Source organism: Kyrpidia sp. (genome assembly GCF_023512215.1).
Lineage (GTDB): Bacteria > Bacillota > Bacilli > Kyrpidiales > Kyrpidiaceae > Kyrpidia > Kyrpidia spormannii.
Window position 1 is genome coordinate 13,784 of the sequence record NZ_JAILZZ010000001.1, and the last position, 20,055, is coordinate 33,838.

General features: G+C 60.9%; 22 protein-coding genes and 1 tRNA gene. 20 read left to right on the forward strand and 3 right to left on the reverse strand.

The window, feature by feature from the left end; translation table 11 throughout:
• The first annotated feature begins 4 nt into the window (after window positions 1-4).
• From der to ndk, 17 genes are all read left to right on the forward strand, one after another.
• The gene (gene der, locus K6T64_RS00090; protein ID WP_288008005.1) at window positions 5-1,339 is read left to right on the forward strand and encodes a ribosome biogenesis GTPase Der; all 1,335 of its coding nucleotides are present in this window, start codon (window positions 5-7) and stop codon (window positions 1,337-1,339) included.
• A 39-nt stretch (window positions 1,340-1,378) separates the two neighbouring features.
• Window positions 1,379-1,987, forward strand: coding sequence for a glycerol-3-phosphate 1-O-acyltransferase PlsY (gene plsY / locus K6T64_RS00095; protein WP_100667621.1), 609 nt, complete (start codon window positions 1,379-1,381; stop codon window positions 1,985-1,987).
• A 12-nt stretch (window positions 1,988-1,999) separates the two neighbouring features.
• A complete protein-coding gene (locus K6T64_RS00100; protein WP_100667622.1) occupies window positions 2,000-3,049 on the forward strand; it encodes an NAD(P)H-dependent glycerol-3-phosphate dehydrogenase in 1,050 nt (349 codons plus the stop codon).
• A gap of 60 nt (window positions 3,050-3,109) precedes the next feature.
• The gene (gene gcvH / locus K6T64_RS00105) at window positions 3,110-3,493 is read left to right on the forward strand and encodes a glycine cleavage system protein GcvH (RefSeq protein WP_100667623.1); all 384 of its coding nucleotides are present in this window, start codon (window positions 3,110-3,112) and stop codon (window positions 3,491-3,493) included.
• Between the two features lie 7 nt (window positions 3,494-3,500).
• Entirely contained in the window at window positions 3,501-4,331 is an 831-nt protein-coding gene (locus K6T64_RS00110; RefSeq protein WP_483306117.1) for a lipoate--protein ligase family protein, read from the forward strand.
• A gap of 141 nt (window positions 4,332-4,472) precedes the next feature.
• Window positions 4,473-5,951 carry a stage IV sporulation protein A gene (gene spoIVA / locus K6T64_RS00115; protein ID WP_100667625.1) on the forward strand — a complete coding sequence of 493 codons (1,479 nt, stop codon included), beginning with the start codon at window positions 4,473-4,475 and terminating at the stop codon, window positions 5,949-5,951.
• 162 nt (window positions 5,952-6,113) lie between these two features.
• Window positions 6,114-7,697, forward strand: a complete 1,584-nt coding sequence (locus K6T64_RS00120; protein ID WP_100667626.1) for an acetate--CoA ligase — start codon at window positions 6,114-6,116, stop codon at window positions 7,695-7,697.
• A 147-nt stretch (window positions 7,698-7,844) separates the two neighbouring features.
• The gene (mtrB, locus tag K6T64_RS00125; protein WP_100667627.1) at window positions 7,845-8,090 is read left to right on the forward strand and encodes a trp RNA-binding attenuation protein MtrB; all 246 of its coding nucleotides are present in this window, start codon (window positions 7,845-7,847) and stop codon (window positions 8,088-8,090) included.
• A 63-nt stretch (window positions 8,091-8,153) separates the two neighbouring features.
• Window positions 8,154-8,615, forward strand: coding sequence for a hypothetical protein (locus tag K6T64_RS00130; RefSeq protein ID WP_100667628.1), 462 nt, complete (start codon window positions 8,154-8,156; stop codon window positions 8,613-8,615).
• A gap of 163 nt (window positions 8,616-8,778) precedes the next feature.
• Window positions 8,779-9,624: a heptaprenyl diphosphate synthase component 1 gene (locus tag K6T64_RS00135; RefSeq protein ID WP_288008018.1), complete on the forward strand. Its 846-nt coding sequence runs from the start codon at window positions 8,779-8,781 to the stop codon at window positions 9,622-9,624.
• Window positions 9,625-9,627: 3 nt separating this feature from the next.
• Window positions 9,628-10,413, forward strand: a complete 786-nt coding sequence (locus K6T64_RS00140; RefSeq protein ID WP_100667630.1) for a demethylmenaquinone methyltransferase — start codon at window positions 9,628-9,630, stop codon at window positions 10,411-10,413.
• 70 nt (window positions 10,414-10,483) lie between these two features.
• Window positions 10,484-11,131 (forward strand): UbiX family flavin prenyltransferase, encoded by a 648-nt coding sequence (locus K6T64_RS00145; RefSeq protein ID WP_288008021.1) that lies wholly within the window; start codon window positions 10,484-10,486, stop codon window positions 11,129-11,131.
• A complete protein-coding gene (locus tag K6T64_RS00150) occupies window positions 11,118-12,086 on the forward strand; it encodes a hypothetical protein (RefSeq protein WP_288008023.1) in 969 nt (322 codons plus the stop codon). Before K6T64_RS00145 ends, K6T64_RS00150 begins: the two co-directional genes overlap by 14 nt.
• Complete coding sequence (locus tag K6T64_RS00155; RefSeq protein WP_100667632.1) at window positions 12,086-12,904, forward strand: menaquinone biosynthetic enzyme MqnA/MqnD family protein; 819 nt, start codon at window positions 12,086-12,088, stop codon at window positions 12,902-12,904. Before K6T64_RS00150 ends, K6T64_RS00155 begins: the two co-directional genes overlap by 1 nt.
• Entirely contained in the window at window positions 12,904-13,983 is a 1,080-nt protein-coding gene (gene mqnC, locus K6T64_RS00160) for a cyclic dehypoxanthinyl futalosine synthase (protein WP_100667633.1), read from the forward strand. The genes K6T64_RS00155 and mqnC overlap by 1 nt, the downstream gene beginning before the upstream one ends.
• Window positions 13,984-14,064: 81 nt before the next feature.
• Window positions 14,065-15,048, forward strand: coding sequence for a polyprenyl synthetase family protein (locus K6T64_RS00165; protein ID WP_013075740.1), 984 nt, complete (start codon window positions 14,065-14,067; stop codon window positions 15,046-15,048).
• A gap of 176 nt (window positions 15,049-15,224) precedes the next feature.
• Window positions 15,225-15,668: a nucleoside-diphosphate kinase gene (ndk, locus tag K6T64_RS00170; protein WP_041305484.1), complete on the forward strand. Its 444-nt coding sequence runs from the start codon at window positions 15,225-15,227 to the stop codon at window positions 15,666-15,668.
• Window positions 15,669-15,670: 2 nt separating this feature from the next.
• Here the strand turns inward: ndk and K6T64_RS00175 are convergent, their stop codons facing one another.
• Window positions 15,671-16,606, reverse strand: coding sequence for a patatin-like phospholipase family protein (locus K6T64_RS00175; RefSeq protein ID WP_288008031.1), 936 nt, complete (start codon window positions 16,604-16,606; stop codon window positions 15,671-15,673).
• A 57-nt stretch (window positions 16,607-16,663) separates the two neighbouring features.
• On the opposite strand from K6T64_RS00175, the gene K6T64_RS00180 reads away from it, so the two are divergent.
• Both K6T64_RS00180 and K6T64_RS00185 read left to right on the forward strand, forming a co-directional pair.
• A complete protein-coding gene (locus tag K6T64_RS00180; RefSeq protein WP_288008033.1) occupies window positions 16,664-17,470 on the forward strand; it encodes a CheR family methyltransferase in 807 nt (268 codons plus the stop codon).
• Between the two features lie 47 nt (window positions 17,471-17,517).
• Window positions 17,518-17,593: transfer RNA gene (locus tag K6T64_RS00185), tRNA-Gly, on the forward strand.
• Window positions 17,594-17,831: 238 nt separating this feature from the next.
• On the opposite strand, the gene K6T64_RS00190 is transcribed toward K6T64_RS00185, so the two are convergent.
• The gene (locus K6T64_RS00190; protein WP_288008035.1) at window positions 17,832-18,140 is read right to left on the reverse strand and encodes a hypothetical protein; all 309 of its coding nucleotides are present in this window, start codon (window positions 18,138-18,140) and stop codon (window positions 17,832-17,834) included.
• Between the two features lie 286 nt (window positions 18,141-18,426).
• Between K6T64_RS00190 and K6T64_RS00195 the strand changes: the two genes are divergently transcribed.
• Window positions 18,427-19,329 (forward strand): thermonuclease family protein, encoded by a 903-nt coding sequence (locus K6T64_RS00195; protein WP_288008037.1) that lies wholly within the window; start codon window positions 18,427-18,429, stop codon window positions 19,327-19,329.
• Here K6T64_RS00195 and K6T64_RS00200 read toward each other — a convergent pair.
• Entirely contained in the window at window positions 19,263-19,868 is a 606-nt protein-coding gene (locus tag K6T64_RS00200) for an MFS transporter (RefSeq protein WP_288008040.1), read from the reverse strand. The two genes, K6T64_RS00195 and K6T64_RS00200, sit on opposite strands and share 67 nt — an antisense overlap.
• Window positions 19,869-20,055: the final 187 nt, after the last annotated feature.

The following is a 20,055-nucleotide window of genomic DNA, read 5'->3' on the forward strand; positions in this document are numbered from 1 at the left end:
AGCCATGCCCGGAGGACTGGTTGCGATCGTCGGCCGGCCGAATGTGGGGAAATCGACTTTGTTTAATCGAATTGTGGGCGGGCGGATCGCGATCGTCGAAGATAAACCCGGGGTAACTCGAGATCGGCTCTACGCTTTGGCGTCGTGGAACGGCCGGGGGTTTCGCATTATTGACACCGGAGGGTTGGACTTCGGCGGTTCGGATACGATCGTGGAATCGATTCGCGCCCAAGTTGAATTGGCGCTGGAAGAAGCGGATGCGGTGATTTTTCTGGTGGATGGAATCTCCGGGGTCACTCCGGCGGACGAAGAAATCGCCGGGCGGCTACGCCGGGCCGGGAAACCGGTGGTTCTTGCGGTCAACAAGTTGGACAACCCGGACCGAATGACTGCCCACTACGAGTTTTTTCAGCTGGGCTTGGGCGAGCCCTTCCCGATTTCGGCTGAACACGGGTTGGGGATTGGCGATCTGCTCGATGCCGTTGTCCGCCTGTTGCCTCCGGAGGATACTGAGGAACCGGATCATGATGCGATTCGGGTGGCGGTGATCGGTCGCCCGAACGTGGGCAAGTCTTCCCTGGTCAACCGACTCCTCGGCGAGGAGCGGGTTCTGGTCAGCGAGATACCGGGGACCACTCGGGATGCGGTGGATACCTTTTTCGAACGGGAAGGCCATTCGTTCATTCTCATTGACACCGCCGGGCTGCGAAAACGTGGACGGGTATGGGAAGGTACAGAAAAGTACAGCGTTCTTCGGGCGCTGCGGGCCATTGATCGCAGTGACGTGTGCTTGTTGGTCATCGACGGCAAACAGGGCATCGCCGAGCAAGATAAACGCGTGGCGGGGTATGCGGTGGATGCAGGCCGGGCGGTGGCGGTGGTGGTGAACAAATGGGATTTGGTGGAGAAGGACGATAAAACGGCGGTCCGCATGACAGAGGAGATCCGCCAGGAGTTTGCCTTTATGACCTGGGCCCCGGTGGTGTTTGTCTCAGCGAAGACCGGGCAGCGGGTGGGACGGATCTTGGATTTGGTGGTGCAGATCGCCGAACAGCACGCCATGCGCATGTCCACAGCTACAGTCAACCGCGTGGTGGAGGATGCTGTCGAGCGAGTTCCGCCCCCTTCCGACAAGGGGCGCCGGTTGCGTTTGTACTATGCGTCCCAGGTGGGAGTGAAGCCTCCGACCTTCGTATTTTTCGTCAATGATCCAGAACTCATGCATTTTTCCTATGTCAGGTACCTGGAGAATCAACTGAGGTCAGCTTTCGGATTTGAAGGCACACCGCTTCGCCTCCTCATTCGACAGCGCAAGTCCGGGGCCCGGCCGCCAAGATGAGAGTTTTGCCTCCACGTCTGGGATACAGGGGTTGATCATATGATTGGACAAGGGATTCTCGCTGCGGTCATCGGCTACTTACTCGGCTCCATCTCCTCAAGTGTGTTGGTGGGTCGATGGATGGCCGGGATTGACATTCGCCAACACGGGAGCGGGAACGCCGGCGCGACGAATACCTTACGGGTTTTGGGACAGCGGGCGGCAGCGGCGGTTTTGGTGGCAGATGTTGCAAAGGGGTTGATTGCCATCGCCGTGGCCATGGCCCTGGCGCCCGACCGCACGGGAGTGTGGGCGGTGGCGGGTTTATTCGCCATCGTTGGACATAATTGGCCGATTTTTTTCGGGTTTCGCGGAGGGCGGGGCATCGCTACGGCAATTGGGGTTTTGTTGACTCTTGTGCCGGTTCCGGCGCTGGTGGCGGGGGGGATTGCCCTGATTGCCCTTGCTTTGACCCGGTATGTCTCCCTGGGCTCCCTGCTTTTCACCCTGTTGACCGCCGTGTTCGCGGTGGTGTTTCACTATCCCGCGGTTGAAATCTGGTTGACGATCGCCATTGCAGCGTTAGCGGTCTGGCGCCACCGGGATAATATCGGTCGATTGATCCGGGGTGAAGAGCACCGTCTCGGCCAGGGCAAAAGTCGATTATAAGGGGGCCTTTTTGTGGACATCGCGGTACTGGGGGCCGGCAGCTGGGGTACGGCCTTGTCCTTTGTGCTTGCGGACAACGGACACCGGGTCCACCTGTGGGCGCGCCGGAAAGAACTGGCGGCGGAAATCAATGGGCGCCGCACCAACGAACGGTACCTGCCTGGATGTACGGTGCCCGAAAGCGTTCAGGCTTATACGGATCTGGGCGAAGCCGTACACGGCGTTCGCCACGTGGTGTTGGCGGTGCCTTCCCAGACGGTGGGGGAGGTCGCCACCCAGTTAAATGGTCAGTTGGAACCGGACGCCTACGTGCTTCATGCCGTGAAAGGGATTGACGTCAAGACCGGGCGGCGGATGTCCGAGGTGATTCTCGATGCTTGCCCGGGGCTCGAACACCGGCGTCTGGCGGTACTTTCCGGCCCCAGCCACGCCGAGGAAGTGGCCCGCCGGCTGCCGACCACGGTGGTGGTGGCAGGGTTTTCTCCCCAAGGGGCCGAGGTGTGGCAGCGTCTCTTGATGAATCTACGGTTTCGGGTTTACACTCACTCGGACGTTGTCGGGGTGGAACTGGGGGGGAGTCTGAAAAATATTATCGCGATCGGCGTGGGGCTGTCCGATGGCCTGGGGTTCGGCGACAACGCGAAGGCCGCGTTGATGACCCGGGGTCTCCACGAGATTGCAAGGCTCGGGTTTCGCCTGGGGGCTGTTCCCTTGACGTTTGCCGGACTTGCCGGGGTGGGGGATTTGATCGTCACCTGCACCAGCCGACACAGCCGAAATCGGCGGGCGGGGTTAATGCTGGCCGAAGGACGGCCTTTGGATGAAGTGCTGCAGGGCATGGGCATGGTGGTGGAAGGGGTCTATACCACCCGGGCGGCGGTGGAGTTGAGTGAAAAGGCCGGGGTGGAGATGCCTATCGCAAAGGCCACTTTCGCGGTTCTTTTCGAAAAGGAGAATCCCCGGCGGGCGGTGGAGGAACTCATGGGCCGCACGCCAAAACAGGAATGGGTGGCCGACCTCTGGCAAGGACCTTCGGACTGGAGTCGAGGCGGCGACCTTTGATACAATGGAGACGTACCCCGCCGTCCGTATGCGGTGCGGGCAACGAGAGGAGGTTGCGGAATGAGCCAGATTCCCGAGGAGTTAAAGTATAGTAAGGAGCACGAATGGGTCCGGGTTGATGGGAACCGCGCGGTTATCGGGATCACCGATTTTGCCCAGTCGGAACTGGGGGATATTGTGTTCGTGGAATTGCCCGCGATCGGCGCCGAGGTCAAGGCGGGGGAGACCTTCGGTACGGTGGAGTCGGTGAAGACCGTGTCGGACCTATATGCCCCGGTTTCGGGGAAAGTCGTGGAGGTCAACGGCAACTTGGGAGATGCCCCGGAAAAAGTGAATGAGGACCCCTACGGCGATGGGTGGATGATCGCCGTGGAAATGTCGAATCCGCAGGAAGTGGCCTCATTATTGGATGCGAACGGTTACAACGCCCATATCAACGCCTGATGGGGCGATGAGGATGCAGAACTGGCGACTGCTACATACGGGGAAAGGTTCGGCGGCTTTCAACATGGCGGTGGACGAGGCGGTGATGATCGCCCATTCCAAAGGGGAGGTGCCGCCGACCCTCCGGCTGTACGGGTGGGATCCGCCGACCTTGTCCATCGGATATTTTCAGCGGGCGGGGAAAGAAGTGGATTTCGAGGCCCTCAGTGCCCGGGGGTATGGGTTTGTGCGTCGGCCGACCGGAGGCCGGGCGGTCCTCCACGACAAGGAAGTCACCTACAGTGTCGTCGTGTCCGAATCTTATCCGGAGATGCCGGGGTCGGTGACCGAATCGTACCGGGTGATCAGCGAAGGATTGGTTCGGGGCTTGCGAAAGCTCGGCTTTGATGCCCACTTTGCTCGGCCCGACGAAGAGGGGCGCCAGAGGTTGGCAGCTCCCAGTTCGGCGGCCTGTTTCGATTCCCCGTCCTGGTACGAGGTCGTGGTGGAGGGGAAGAAGTTGGTCGGTAGTGCGCAAACTCGCCAGCGAGGAGTGATCCTTCAGCACGGCTCGATTCTTCTGGATCTGGACCCGGAGGCGCTTTTCGCGGTCTTGCGCTTTCCCTCGGACCGGGTCAGGGAACGGCTGCGGCGGACCTTCGAGGAGCACGCCGTGTCCCTCCGGGATCTTGCAGGGGCGCCGGTCTCGGCGGAGCGCGTCGAAGAAGCCCTGGCCGAGGGGTTTGCGGAGGCGCTGGGCGCCCGTCTCGAGCCCGGCGAACTCACGGCGGAAGAACGGGAGACGGCGGAACAGTTGATGGCCAAATATCTCGGAGACGAGTGGAATTATCGGAAGTGACGCGGTTCGGGTTGCCCGGGCCGTTTTTTTTGCTTCTTTGGGCCCCGGGTCGGATTCGTGGTCATATTTCTCCTTCGGGTTCATAAATATGTACCGTCCAAAGACCGTGCTATCGACGGGCAGCCTGAGGGAGGGACCTCTGTGGAAAAGTTCGACGTGTTCAAAGATATTGCCGAGCGCACGGGCGGAGATATCTACCTCGGCGTGGTCGGCCCGGTTCGAACGGGAAAATCGACGTTCATCAAGAAGTTTATGGAATTGATTGTCATCCCAAACATCAAGAACGACGCAGACCGCGTCCGGGCCACCGACGAGCTGCCCCAGAGCGCCGCCGGACGCACGATCATGACGACGGAACCGAAGTTCATCCCCAACCAGGCCGTGGAAATCACCGTCGCCGACGGTCTCGACATCAATGTCCGCCTGGTGGATTGTGTGGGATATGCGGTGGATGGCGCCCGGGGATATGAGGACGAAAGCGGCCCTCGGATGGTGAGCACCCCCTGGTTTGAGGAGCCCATTCCGTTCCAGGAAGCGGCGGAAATCGGGACGCGGAAGGTGATCGCGGACCATTCCACCATCGGCCTGGTGATCACCACGGACGGGAGCATCGCCGAAATTCCCCGCAGCGCCTACATTGAAGCGGAAGAGCGCATTGTGGGGGAGCTCAAGGAACTCGGGAAACCTTTTGTGATGATTCTCAATTCCGCCCATCCTTACCACCCGGAGACCGGGGCACTGCGGTCCGCCCTGGCGGAAAAATACGATATCCCCGTCCTGGCCGTTTCTTGTGCCACCATGGGCCAGGAGGATATCCTGGGAATCCTTCGGGAAGCCCTGTACGAATTCCCGGTCCACGAAGTCAACGTCAATTTGCCCAGTTGGGTGATGGTGCTGGATGCGGACCACTGGCTTCGTTCCCAGTTTGAGCAGGCCGTTCGGGAGAGTGTACGGGATGTCCGGCGCCTGCGGGACATCGACCGGGTGGTGGGGCAATTTCAAAATTACGAATTTGTCACCCGAGCAGCTTTGTCCCATATGGATATGGGGCACGGGGTCGCGGATATCGATCTAGAAGCTCCGGATGAGCTGTACGACCAAGTGTTGACGGAGATCGTCGGAACGGAGATCCGGGGGCGGGACCATCTGCTGAAACTCATGAAAGATCTTACTTACGCGAAACGGGAATACGACAAAGTGGCGGATGCCCTGAGAATGGTCAAGACGACGGGGTACGGGATCGCCTCGCCCATTCTGGAAGAGATGACCCTGGATGAGCCGGAACTCATCCGCCAGGGTTCGCGATTCGGGGTCCGGCTAAAAGCCACGGCGCCTTCCATCCACATGATCCGGGTAGATGTGGAGTCGGAGTTCGCCCCGATTGTCGGAACGGAGAAACAAAGTGAGGAACTCGTGCGTTATCTCATGCAGGATTTTGAAGAGAATCCGCTGAAGATCTGGGAGTCGGATATTTTTGGGAAATCCCTGGCGGCCATCGTCCGGGAGGGGATTTCGGCCAAATTGGCGATGATGCCGGAAAACGCCCAGTATAAACTTCAAGAGACGTTAGAGCGGATTATTAACGAGGGCAGCGGGGGATTGATCGCCATCATTCTATAGGCCGGCCACTCGTGGATAGAGGGGGCAGAGGCAAAACGGGGGGTCTGTGGACTTCTCCGTTTTTTATGTCAACTGATCGACAAACCCGCCGGAGGAAAGGAATTTGGCCGCGGTGTGTCGAATCCATCTAAGCAGGCCAAGTTTTCTGAAGGGGGTCTATTGATGCAACCGTCCATCGAGATACCGGAGATTTATAATTTTGCCGCAGTGGTGGATGAATACGCAGAAGACGGGAGCCGGATCGCCATTGTCGCCGTCACCGAGGACCGTAAAGAGGAATACGTCCCGTACTGGCGTCTGAAAGATCTGTCGAATCGGTTCGCCAACGTTCTTACCGCCCAAGGGATCGGTCGCGGGGACCGGGTGATCGTGACATTACCTCGCTCGGTGGATGCCTACGTGGTGTACCTGGGGTTGTTGAAGGTCGGTGCCGTGGTCATGCCCGGTTCTGAGATGTTGCGGGCGAAGGACCTGGCCTACCGGATTCGACACGCCGGGGCCAAGGCGGTGGTGGCTTTTGAGGGGATTCGGAACGAGTTTGAAGCTATCCGGGACCAGTGCCCGACGGTGGAGCGGCATCTGCTTTTCGGACAGGCCCCGGGTTGGGTGGACCTTCGGGCTGAGATGGTTAAGGCTGACCGAAACTTTGAGCCCGTACCCACCCGGTCGGACGAATTGGCTTTTTTGTCCTACACCTCGGGAACCACGGGGGGTCCAAAAGGGGTGATGCATACCCATTCTTGGCCGGCTGCCCATGTACAAGTGGCGGCGACCTATTGGTTCGACGTGCGGCCGGGGGAGATCGCCTGGGCGACGGCGGGGCCGGGATGGGCGAAATGGGTATGGAGTCCCTTCGTGTCCATTCTCGGTAAAGGGGGAACAGCTTTCGTGTACCGGGGGCGGTTTGACCCGAAGGTCTATCTCGACCTTTTGTCCGAGTATCCCATCGGGCTTTTCTGCGCGACCCCGACGGAATACCGATTGATGGCCAAGGTCCAGGGTCTAGAGAATTATCGTCCTCGGGCACTGCGCAGCGCAGTGAGCGCCGGAGAACCCCTGAACCGCGAAGTGATCGACACGTTTCAACGGCATTTCGGCGTGTTGGTTCGGGACGGATACGGCCAGACGGAGAACTCGCTGATGGTGGGGACTACGGTGGATACCCCGGTGCGCCCGGGTTCCATGGGCCGGCCATTCCCGGCCTATCGCATCGCCGTGGTGGACGAAGATGGGAGGGAAGTGCCCCCGGGCCAAGTGGGGGATATCGCCATTCACCGGGATGCCGCGACGTTGTTCAAGGGATATTTGGACGATCCAGAACGCACGGAGAAGGCGTTTCGCGGCGAGTGGTATATCACCGGAGACCAGGCGAAGATGGACGAGGACGGATATTTCTGGTTTGAAGGGCGGGCGGACGACATCATTATCAGTGCGGGGTACACGATCGGGCCTTTTGAGGTGGAAGATGCCCTGGTGAAACACCCGGCGGTGGCGGAGTGCGCGGCGGTGGCCAGCCCGGATCCCGAGCGGGGGCACATTGTCAAAGCTTTCGTGGTGCTCCGGGAAGGGTATACCGGATCCCCGGAGTTGACGGCGGAGCTGCAGGAGCATGTGAAAAACACAACGGCCCCTTATAAATATCCTCGGGAGATTGAATATGTGGACGGTCTGCCGAAGACGACGTCCGGCAAGATCCGCCGGGTGGAACTGCGGGCTCAGGAAAGAGAACGTAAGTTGAGCGAGTAATCGGTATTGCCCCGGAAATGAAAAAAATCGCCTCTTTCGACAAATCGCCGCCCCGGGCTTGAAACATGCGTCGCACGGTGTCGAAATTCGACCGTTTCGGTTACAATGAAGGGCGACGGATCGACACGAAGAAGGGAAGTCTGCGGGATGATCATCAGCGATGAAGCGGCGTCGGTGTTGGGGGATTATTTTGCCATCCAGGCAAAGGAAAACGGTGTGACGGTCATCGGCCTCACCCGGGGCACAGACACCAGGTTTCACCACACGGAACGCCTGGACCGGGGAGAGGTCATGCTGGCACAGTTTACCGAACACACCTCGGCGATTAAAGTCAGGGGGAAATGTCGGATTTACACAAAGTTTGGCGTCATCGAGCCTTTGGAAGAGGGTTGATCGTAAAACTCTCGGAACCTGCATAGATATGGTCCCGAAACGGCAGGTGGAGGGACGCGGGGGATGAGAAGTTGGTGGTGGATCGCGGTGGCGGCGTTTGCCGTGGCGGGGGTGCTGGCGGCGATTCCCCAGCGGGCGTTCGATCGATTCGCCGACGGGTCTCTTCCGGTACTGTGGCATCGGCCGGGCCGGGTGGATTCCTTGACGGCGGCGGTGGATCGACTGGATGGGCTTGTCCTTCGGGGGCGGCTGGAAAAAGTCGATTGGTCTCCGGGTACCGTTTCCGTCGAGTTGGCAGAGCCCGGCGGAGGAGGGGATGGGTCCGCTATGCAGGATGTGTACGCGCTGGCTTACACCTTTTTGGTGGATGCAGAAGGGGTGGATCGTGCCAGGATTCACTTGATCGACGCATCGGGCCGGACGGTGCGCACCTATACGGCCGACCGCCCCGCCCTGGACCACGGACCTCCGCCCGGAACCGACGCCGTGCCGGCCTTCGTACAACATCGTTTTCATCAACAATAATTCTTCAGCTTCAATTATTCGGCATGTCCGCTGAAAACCCATGCATAGCCCCAGGGGCATAAATATGATAAAGTTAAAGCCGTCGGACATGGGAGTCTCCGGTTTGCCGGCGGCCTTTCTTTTCGGCCGGGAGATGCCGCACCATAGGGAGTTGGGATAGAGCGTGCTGTTGACAGACTGGGAAATGGAAATGCGCTGTATTGAGAAAATGATCGCCCGGGAGATGAATCACCCTGAGCTTCGCCAGTGGTCATCGGAGCCGTTGGATCGCTCGTTGATTTGGTTGATCTGGAGCATGGGGGCGTCGGCTGGGCTGGGTCCGGCGCTTCGGGCGGCGGTGGCCGCGGCGGTGTATCTGGTGCACCGGGGGCTGGAGGTGCACGAGGTGGAGCGCGCTCAGCCGGGCGGTGGTGGAGTGTCGGCAACGGCGGTGTTGGCAGGGGACTTTTTCAGTAGTAAATATTATCTTCTCTTGGCGAAGTACGGGTTGGTCTCTCTGGTCGGCGTGCTCTCGGGCGGGGTGCGCCGGGTGAATGAGCTCAAGGTGCGGCGTCGGTCCTGGCGGTGGGACGAGGATCCCGAGGGGTATGTGGCCTTGTGCGCGGAGATCGAAACCGGGGTTGTTCGCGGATTGTTGAGGGGGCTTTCCTTGCGGGATCCTTGGCCAGAGGTAGTACGGGCCGCCGGGCGCGGCTTTGCTCTGGTCCGGGGCGGGGAATGGGGACACGGGGGGGCGCTGCCCTCTCTGATGGATTTGCATGTCTGGGCTTCCACCACAGCGGAGGAACGGCGAGCCCTTGAGGAGTCGGAGGGGTCCGGTCGGGTACGGGCGCTCTACGCAAAATACAATGCCGGGGATTGGGTGACCGACCAGTTGACGGAGGTTTGCAGTTCGATTAGGAGTCGGCTTGCATCCCTTCCCCGGTTAGGGGCCGAGGGGTTGGAGAGGATGTGTTCCGAGTGGGAAGCGGCCTGGGCATCCTGGGTGCCCGTGGCGAAGGAGAGGTAACGATTGCCGAATCAGTCAAACCAACAGCCGAGCAAAGTTGAACTGGTTCAGTCGATCTTTTCCCGGATCGCCCGGTACTATGACCGGATGAACGATTTGATCAGTTTTCAGCGCCACAAGGCGTGGCGAGCCTTTACGATGAAACAGATGGCGGTGTTCCCCGGGGCCCAGGTGCTGGATGTGGCGGCGGGTACCGGGGATTGGACTGTGGCCTTGGCGAAAGCGGCGGGAGCCGAAGGCCGGGTCGTGGGGCTCGATTTTTGTCGAGAGATGCTCGATGTGGCCAAGGAGAAGGTGAGCCGGGAAGGGGTCGGCCGGCAGACGTCGTTAGTCTTAGGAGACGCCATGGAACTGCCCTATTCGGAAAACACCTTTGATTTTGCCACGATCGGTTTTGCGCTCCGCAATGTCAAGGATTATCGCCAGGTGCTGCGGGAGATGACCCGGGTGGTCAAACCTGGAGGGCTGGTGGTGTCCTTGGAGCTGTCCAAGCCCACCTGGGAGCCTTTTCGCACGGTGTATTACTTCTATTTTTACAAGGTCATGCCCTTTGTGGCCCGGCTGCTCGTGGGAGAAGGAGCGCCGGCCTATCAGTACCTGCCCAATTCCCTGACCCATTTTCCGGGGGCGGAAGAACTGGCCCAAGTGTTTCGGGAGGTCGGGCTTGAAGATGTGCGGTTCTGGAGGTTCTCCGGAGGCGTGGCCGCCCTTCACATCGGGCGCAAACCCAAGGGTGTTGAGTCGGAGGGAGACGCAGTTCCATCCCGGGCGGCGGATGTCGAGAAATGAGCTTCACGCCGATGGCGGCGGAATGGACAGGGAAGATGCCCCGTGGGAGCCGGGAATCGGAGCGATGCGGATGACGAGGGAGCGAGTGGAAGAAGATCTACCTGTGGTGGTGGGCATAACCGGGGCAAGCGGCGCGGTGTATGCCATTCGTTTGCTGCAGGAGCTGGTCCGGCTGAACCAAAGGGTCCACCTTCTGATCTCCGGAGCGGCCTGGGAAGTCCTGCGCCTTGAGATGGGATGGCCGGTCAAAGCCGGTGACTGGCCACTGTTCCGGGAGAAGGCCGGAATTGTTTCGGACCGGGTGTCCGTGCACGACCTCGGGGATTTTTCTGCTCCGGTGGCGAGCGGTTCCTATTTGACCCGGGCCATGGTCATCGTCCCGTGCAGCATGGGGACCCTGGCGGCGGTGGCCACCGGGGCTTCGGACAACCTGTTGGAGAGGGCGGCCGATACCCACCTGAAGGAGGGACGGCCGCTCATCTTGGTCCCCCGGGAAACGCCCCTTCATCTGATCCACCTGGAAAATATGGTCCGGGCGGCCCGGGCCGGGGCCAGAATTGTCCCGGCGATGCCCGGGTTTTATCACCGTCCGGAAACTTTGATGGATTTGGTGGATTTTGTGGTGGGGAAGATTCTTGACCAACTTCGATTGCCGCACGGGCTGTTTCGGCGCTGGGGAAGTACCGGGGAGGAGGTGGGGGAAGTTGACAGAACGTGAATTATGGTCACTTTTCGACCGGGATGTCCTGGATCTCGGGGCGGAGGCCCACCGGGTCAAAACCGAGGGATTTGGGGACCGGGTGTTCCTCATGGAACGCTTTTGGATATCCACAGGACCGGGGCGCGAACCGGCGGCGACACCGGCACTGAACCGGTACGTGCCGGCGGAAGGCCGGGAGGAGTTCCCCAGGACTGTGGTTCTCGACTCGGTCGGGGAAGAAGAGGCTGCGATTCTTAAGCGCTCGGCGGAGGTTCGGATGGCTGGGTTTCGGGGAAGTCTCAGCGGGCCGTCGGCCGGGGATGTTTGGCGATGGGCACAAGGGAATCTGCAGCGGGTGACGGAGGTGCTCGGCCGCCTGAAAGAGGCGGGGATCGATTTCCTTCGGGGAGAGGATGCCGAGGTCCTCGACGAGGGTTGGCGCCGGAGCCGGCGGGTCCTCCCGTTGGACGACTGGTTTGAGGTGCACCGAAGGGCGCACGAACGGGGAATGGCAAGTCACGTGGTTCTACGCTACGGGGCTGGAGAGACCCGGGAGGCCCGGGTGCGGGCCTGGCCTCGGCTTCGGCAGTGGGCTTCGGAAGGGCGCTTAGCGTTGGTCCGGTTAGAGCCTTGGGATCCGGTGCGTTGGCCCTTGGGCGATCGGTTGGACCTGCCTCCGACCACCGGTTTGGAGGATTTGTTGACGTTGGCCGCAGCCCGGCTCGTTTTTCCCACCGTGCATCTCGAGGTGTCCTGGAGAGCGGGGGATGAGAAACTCGCCCAAACGGCCCTGCGCTTTGGCGCGGACAGTCTGTCGGGGGCCCCGTGGCGGTGCTGGGATGAACCATCACCCCTATCCGGGCCGGAGATCGGCGATCCCGGCCAGGCGGAACGGCTGGTCCGGGAGACGGGTCTTTTGCCGGTGTGGGCAGGAGATGGGGACCTAAAAGGTCCGAAACAGGGGGCGGCGTGATGGAGGTCCTGCGGATCGGTCGCATCCAGTATGCGAACATTTTGCCAGTGTATCACTTCTTTGAGCATGATCGGGTGGAGTTTAAACCGGCTGTCCCCAGTCAGCTCAACGCTTGGTTGGAAGAAGGAGCCGTGGATCTGGGCCCGGTGTCCAGTTTTGCCTACGGGCTGCACCCGGAGCGCTACGTGGTGCTGAGGGATTTGTCGGTGAGCAGCCGGGGGCCGGTGGGTTCGATTTTTCTCGTGTCGACCCTGCCGATTCCGTCCCTTCACGGCCGGACGGTGGCACTGACTTCCAGTTCCGCCACGTCGGTGCGGTTACTTAAGATCTTGTTTGCCCGGCGGTTTGAGATTGCTCCCAAATATGTTACGATGGATCCAGATTTAGACCGAATGTTGGAGCGGGCGGACGCCGCTCTTTTGATCGGAGACGATGCCCTGGAGGCAGCCTTGAACCCCCGGGGTCTGATGATGTTGGATCTCGGCGAAGCGTGGTGGGAATGGACAGGGCTTGGCATGGTGTTCGCAGTGTGGGCGGTGCGCAGGGCGGTGGCGGAGGAAGCTCCGGAGTTGCTCCATTCGGTGCACCGGACCTTTCGGGAGGCCCGGGATCGGGGTCTGCGGGAGATTGACGCGGTGATCCGGGCTGCCGCCGATTGCTGCGGCGGGGAGGAGCAGTTTTGGCGGGACTATTATCGGTGTCTGTCCTATGATCTGGGGGAGGATCTTTTGGACGGACTTCATCGGTACTACCAAGAAGCGCACGACCTGGGGCTTTTGCCAACAGCCGCCCGGGTTCAGTTATGGGGGGATCTCTGATGTTGGTGCGGACGGGGGCGGCGGAGGAGATTCTGAACAAAGCGCTTTCCGGGGAGCGGTTGACCCTGGAGGACGGGGTTCAGCTGTATGAATCGGCGGACATCGTGGCCCTGGGCCGGGCGGCCCGAGAGGTGTCCCGGAGGCTACACCCGGAGGGCGTCGTGACCTTTGTGGTGAATCGCAACATCAATTATTCCAATGTGTGCGATACGTATTGTACCTTTTGCGCTTTTTACCGGCGGCCGGGCCATCCCGAAGCCTATGTCCTGCCGGACGAGGTGATTTTTCAAAAGATCGAAGAGACGGTGCGCCTCGGGGGCACAGAGATCCTGATGCAAGGCGGAACTCACCCGGATCTGCCCCTGGAGTGGTACACGGAGTTGTTGCGGAAGATCAAGGCGAGGTTCCCGGTGCATATGCATTCTTTCTCCTCGGCGGAGATCCAGAATCTGAAAAAGATCTCTGGGTTGTCCCTGGAGGATGTGGTGCGGGCCCTCCGGGATGCGGGGCTGGACTCTCTGCCCGGGGGCGGGGCGGAGATCCTGGACAACCGGACCCGGCGTCGGATTAGCCGATTGAAGGGAACCTGGGAAGACTGGATGGAGGTGCACCTCACGGCGCACCGGCTGGGCATGCCCTCCACGGCGACGATGGTGGTGGGTTTCGGGGAGAGCGACGAGGAGCGGGTGTTGCACATGCTCCGGGTGCGGGAGGCCCAGGATCGAACCGGGGGATTCACGGCTTTTATCGCCTGGACGTACCAGCCCGATAACACGGCGCTCCGGGGGACCCGGGCCACGGCGGCGGAATACTTGAAGACCGTGGCGATTGCCCGGCTGGTGATCGACAACATCCCGAACCTCCAGGCGTCCTGGGTGACCATGGGGCCGAAGATCGGGCAGTTGTCGCTGGAATTCGGGGTAAACGATTTCGGCAGCACCATGATTGAGGAGAATGTCGTACGGGCGGCGGGAGCGCATTATCGCATGACCCGGGAGGACATCGTGCGGCTTATCCGGGACGCCGGGCGGACGGCGGCCCAGCGCAATACCTATTACGATATCCTTCGGTATTTTTGATGGGACTGGATCGGCCGGGACTTCCCGCGCGAGAACAACAAAGGTCCGCGGGTGGCGGGGCCTGGCACAGAGGGGAGCGGGATGAGAGTAACGGAATTGTACGGAGCGATGCGGGGTGAACTTCGCCGGGTGGAAGACCTGTTGGAAGAGGAAGTGGCCAGCCGGGAACCGGCGCTCCAGGAAGCCTCCTTGTATCTTCTTCGGGCGGGGGGGAAGCGCCTGCGGCCCCTGGTGGTGCTGGTCTCCGGCCGGTTTGGCCCCCGAAGGGACACCGAGGCCCTGGTCCGGGCGGCGGCCGCCCTGGAGATGATTCATATGGCCACCTTGGTGCACGACGACGTGATCGACCGGTCGGACACCCGACGGGGCCGGCCCACGGTGAAAGCGGCATGGGGGGATCAGTTGGCCCTTTACACCGGGGATTTTTTGTTTGCCCGGGCTCTGGAACTTTTGTCCGAGATGGAAGACCGGCGGTTGCACGAGGTGACGGCTTGGGCCATCGCCCGGATGTGCCAAGGGGAGCTCGAACAGATGCACGACTTGTACCGGATTGACCAGCCGCTCTTCCGGTATTATCGTCGCATCCGGCAAAAGACAGCCCTCCTGATGGCGGTCAGTTGCCTGGTGGGCGCCCGGGCGGCGGAGGCTGACGAGGAGACGGCCCGGGCGCTGTGGCGCTTTGGCGGGCATCTGGGCATGGCTTTTCAGATTGTCGACGATGTGCTGGATTTAGTGGGCGATGAGGCCGTTATGGGGAAACCCGTGGGGAGTGATCTCCTGCAGGGAAATCTAACGCTGCCGGTACTTTTCGCGCTGCGCGGGAGGACCTCGGGGGACGAGGCGGCCAGTCGGCGTTTGGCGGGTCGGATTCACCCCGGCATGTCCCAGGAGGATGCGGCGGAGGTCGTGCGAGCGGTGGCGGAGTCCGGGGGGATCGACGAGGCCCGGCGGGTGGCGGAGCGATACGTGACCTGGGCCCGGCGGGATTTGGCGGCTCTTCCCGATGGATGGGCACGGGAGGCGCTGGAGGCGGTGCTGGGGTTTGTGACCGCCCGAGACCGGTAGGGAGTGGTCCACGGGGCGCTACCTTCTGAGGCGGGGGCCCTTTGGTGATCCGGGATACGGCGGGCGAGGGTGCGTCTTGTCCGCCGCTGAGGCGATTTGGTATCATAATGCGGTACTCCAGAAGATTGGACAAGATGGGGATATTCAACCCAGGATGAGGAGTGAACGTCATGGCACTGGAACAGACCTTTGTGATGATTAAACCCGACGGCGTCCAACGGGGCCTCATCGGCGATATCGTGTCTCGGTTGGAGCGGCGAGGCCTGCGGTTGGTAGCTGCGAAATTGATGCAGGTGTCCCGGCAGTTGGCGGAGAAACATTATGAAGAACACCGGGACAAACCATTTTTCGGCGAACTGGTGTCCTTCATCACATCGGGGCCGGTATTCGCCATGGTGTGGGAAGGACAGGGAGCCATCGCCGTGGTCCGGCAGATGATGGGAAAAACCAATCCCCAGGAGGCGGCGCCGGGGACGATTCGGGGAGATTTGGCGCTGTCCATCGGGATGAACGTGGTGCACGGCTCGGACTCCCCGGAGAGCGCGGCCAGGGAGATCGCCCTGTGGTTCGGCGGGGAAACCCCGCTGAAGTACGAACGGTCCATGGATCGCTGGATTTGAGGTTACGCCGGGGTCCGGGGCCTCTGGAGGTACTCGCGGATAAGGGGCAATTGGTGAAGAGCGTAAACGCGGCCAACCTCGATACATTCCGGAATGCGGGCAAAATCGGTCCACCCAATGTCGGGGATGGGGGGCGCCAGCCGGAGTTCCGGGTAGCTGGAGAGGCGCAGGGCAGCCAGGTCGGCGAACATCAGGGTGAGGGACCGGTCGATGACGTCGATAAAGGTCTTCATGTCCCGGTCCACCAACTCCCCGAGGTGCAGATCGACGGCGATGACTCGCCGGGCGCCTGCCCGGAATAAAAGGTCGGCGGGCAGGGTGTTGCGCACGGCGCCGTCCACCAGGTGGCGTTCCCGCAGGCGGGCGGGCTGAAAGACGCCGGGAAGGGCGCAGCTGGCCCGAACAGCCCGGGGCCATTCGTGCTCCCCCAGCCGGATGTACCGATGTGCCGGGGAGAGGGAGAGGGACGGGAGGGAGCCGAGGACCACCGTCTCGGTATGGTACAGGTCGGTGGCGGAGATCAGGCAGGGCAGGGATCGGCGCGGATACATAAGGAACAGGCGGTGCAGGTAGGCCTCCAGGCGGGCGCCTTGGATCAAGCCCGGGGGCAGAAGGGTTTTCGGGTTCGGAGAGAGTCCCAAGCGGTAAAGCGGGTATCGGAGGAGAAAACGCAGAACGGTGCGGAGGGGGACGTCCCAGTCGATGAGACGGGCTTTGGCCAGGTGTTTGGCTTCTTCAATCATCTCAGCCACGGGCATACCCCGGGCGTACAGGGCGGCCACCACCGCCCCGGCGCTGACGCCGGCAACGATATCCGGGACGATGCCGTGTTCCTCAAGGACTTGCAATACCCCCAGGTGGCCGGCCCCGCGGAGGCTGCCACCGCTCAAGGCCAAGCCCAGGCGAAAAGGACGGTGGACCGGCCGGTATCCCTTCATGAGCACCCCTCCCTTCAGTCATCGCACCGGGCGGAAAGCAATGGGGAGGATCATCGGGTGGAGAGGGAAAAAGACGAATATCTATGGTTTGCGGCTCAGGTGTTGCGGTGGATCGGGGTGGATTTGACCGAATACAAACGCCCCCAGATGGAGAGGCGGCTGACGTCGCTCAGGCAGAGGTGGAACTGCGACAACTGGGCGGATTTTTTTGCGCTCATACGTCGGGATTCCCGGGTGTACCAGGAGTTCCTCGATAAAATGACCATTAATGTCTCGGAGTTTTATCGCAATCCCGGGCGTTGGGAGGTGGTGGGCCGTCGGCTGGCGCCCAGGTATCTCAAACTGTCCCGCCCGGTGCGGTGCTGGAGCGCCGCTTGCTCCACCGGAGAAGAACCCTATACCCTGGCCATGGTGCTGATGGAGAGCGGCCTTTCCCCCAACCGGTTTGAAATCCTGGCCACCGACATCGACGAGAGCGCCATGGAGCGGGCGAAACAAGGGATTTACCGCACTGCCTCCCTGGAGCACGCTCCGTCGGGCACCGCCGCCAAATATTTTGAACAATTGGGCGAGGATCGATGGGCGATCCGGCCCATCGTGAAACAATCGGTGCGATTCCGGCGGCACAATCTCCTCGCAGACCCTTATGATCACGGCTTTGACCTCATTGTATGCCGGAACGTGATGATCTATTTTACCGAAGAGGCGAAAATGCGGATCTACCCAAAGTTCCGGGACGCCCTAGCGCCGGGGGGCGTGCTGTTTGTGGGCAGCACCGAGCCGATTTTTCAACCCGAACGGTTCGGGTTCCGGGTGTTCGATACGTTTTTTTACGAAAAAATCTCACCCTCGCCCGGCCGTTGACAAGGGCGGGCGAGTCGTGTATCATAAACAATGCGTAAAGGAACTGTGCGGATGTAGTTCAATTGGTAGAGCGTCAGCTTCCCAAGCTGAATGTTGCGGGTTCGAGTCCCGTCATCCGCTCCAAAAAAGAAGGGTATGCTCCAAGGTCGTTCAGGCGTATGTAGAGGTGGGATGCCGGAGGGCCAAGGGGTGTACCCTTTGACCGTTTCATGGCTACCGGGCGCAATCGGTCAATACTCGGAGAGAACGGCATGCGGAGCGCGGCGCGGAGCCCGGCGGAAGTCTAAAGAAAGAATGAGGGAATGCGGGTGGCACCGTGGCCCGCGCCGACTCGGGTGTGTCGTGCATAGCGTCGGGAACGTTAGAGGTGCAGCCGTTTGATTTCCTCCAACTCGCGTTCCACGTCGAACAGCCGGATCTTCGCGTGGTTGGACTCGCCTTCGAGTTTGGCCAGCCGCTTCTCGATCCGGTCGAGACGTTCGTTCATTTGCCGAAGCTCGCTGCGCATTTCCTGAAACTCTCCTTTGAGTTGTGCCAATTCTCCATTGACGTTCTCAAATTCCCCCTGCATCCGCTGGAAGCCGGCATTGACTTCTTGTCGTAGATTGTACACCGCTGTTGCCAGGTCCCTCACCGTGTCGAACAACATATCCAACGTTCGATCGGCCACGACCCCATCCCGCCTTTCGTAATCATCTGGGTGCAGGCAGCGGCCGATGTATGAACATGCCAACGTCTCGGTAACGGGCCTTCCGCCTGTCCTTGGACTCATTGTACAACGAAATGCACTGCGGGGTACACCTCCCGTTTCGGATCCATTGTACAAGCAAATGCCTGGCGAGGGCAGACATTCCCCTCGCATATTTTACCTTTCAGTCAGATTTAAAGGGTTTAATGAGGCTTGATTTTATAATAAAATAAAACCATCATCGCAGGACCAAATGTGGACGTGGGGGATGAGCATGGTTCACAGGTGGCAAAAACGGTATCCCGCTCTCGTCTCCGCCCTGTTGGCCTTATTCGTTTCCATTGGTTTGATCGGCTGTGGCGCTCCGGCTGCCGAGCCATCTGCGACAGTACCACCCAGCGCCGCGGCAGCGCCCTCGGGCACCCAGTCTACCGAGAAGGCCGCCGGCAACTCCGCCCCTTCGACCTCTTCGACACCCGTTGCCGCCGCGACCGTCCCGAGACCTGCCGCGCCGACCACTTCGGCTCCGTCGCCGCAGTCGGGGGCAGCCCAGGGATGGATCGCGGCCCATGTCACCAAAGTGGTGGACGGCGACACCATGGATGTGTCGTATAACGGAAAACAGGATACGATCCGCTTGCTTTTGATTGACACGCCGGAAACGCACAAACCGGACACTCCTGTGGAGCCCTTTGGTCCCGAGGCGTCCGCCTACGCCGAGCAGGTTCTCGCCGGTCGAGACGTGAAGCTCGAACTCGACGGCCCCCAGCGGGACAAATACGGCCGGCTCCTCTGCTATCTGTGGGTTGGGGACCAACTGTTCAACAAAATGCAGATCGAGAAGGGCTATGCCCGGGTGGCCTATGTATACGACCCGCCGTACAAACATTACGATGAACTGCTGGCGGCGGAACAAAAGGCGAAGAACGCTGGCATCGGCATTTGGTCGATTCCGGGCTATGTGACGGATGAGGGTTATAATCCCGCCGCTGCGGGATCAATGGGGAACACTGCGGGAAGCAGTGCCCCAGCGCCGAACGACAATACAGCCTCGGTCTACTACCGCAACTGCGCCCAGGTGAGGGCGGCGGGGAAGGCCCCGCTTCATCGCGGGGATCCGGGGTATCGGACCCAGCTGGATCGCGATGGGGACGGGATCGCCTGCGAATGAGCCGGGCCCTTTACTGCGGGGCCCGGCGTCCTCTTGAAGGAGACCGCACAGATCCCCAGGGCGACCAGCGTCAAGATGGCGGAAACGAGATAAATCGACGGATAACTGAACCGCCCCACCAACAGCCCGAGACCCATGGCCCCGATCCCGATGCCGAGGTCAAAGGCGGTATAAAATGTGGCATTGGCGGCGCCCCGGCGGTCAGGGGCCACATCCTGCACGGCCATGGCTTGTAGACTCGGTTGGACGGCCCCATACCCCACGCCGGTCAGCGACGCCGCGACGAGAAACATCGTCAAATCCTTGGCTGCCGCCAGCACCCCGAACCCGGCGGCCAGGATCACCAAGACGGGGACGAGCACCGCGGCGAGTCCCCGCCGGTCGTAGAGCCGCCCGGCCAACGGAAGGAAGATCAAGAGGGCGCCGGAGAACACGAGAGAATAAGCGAGAATCGCTGGACATGCCGGGAGAGAGCGTACGAGCTGCCAAACGTGGTGAGCCCGCCACATCCCATATTGGAAAACAGAACCACCCCACACGGCCTCTCTCTCCTTTCCGCCCGGCCTGCCGGGCAGCGATTAATTCCAGAATAGCACACGGGCCGGCACGAAGGAGAATCACAAGCCGAATCATCGCGCGGAGGACAGATACAATTTTCTGCTCAATCTGATAAGGTGCGGTCTGCCTCAGGCGCGGAGGTGGAAACCCCGTGGCGGGGGTTAACGA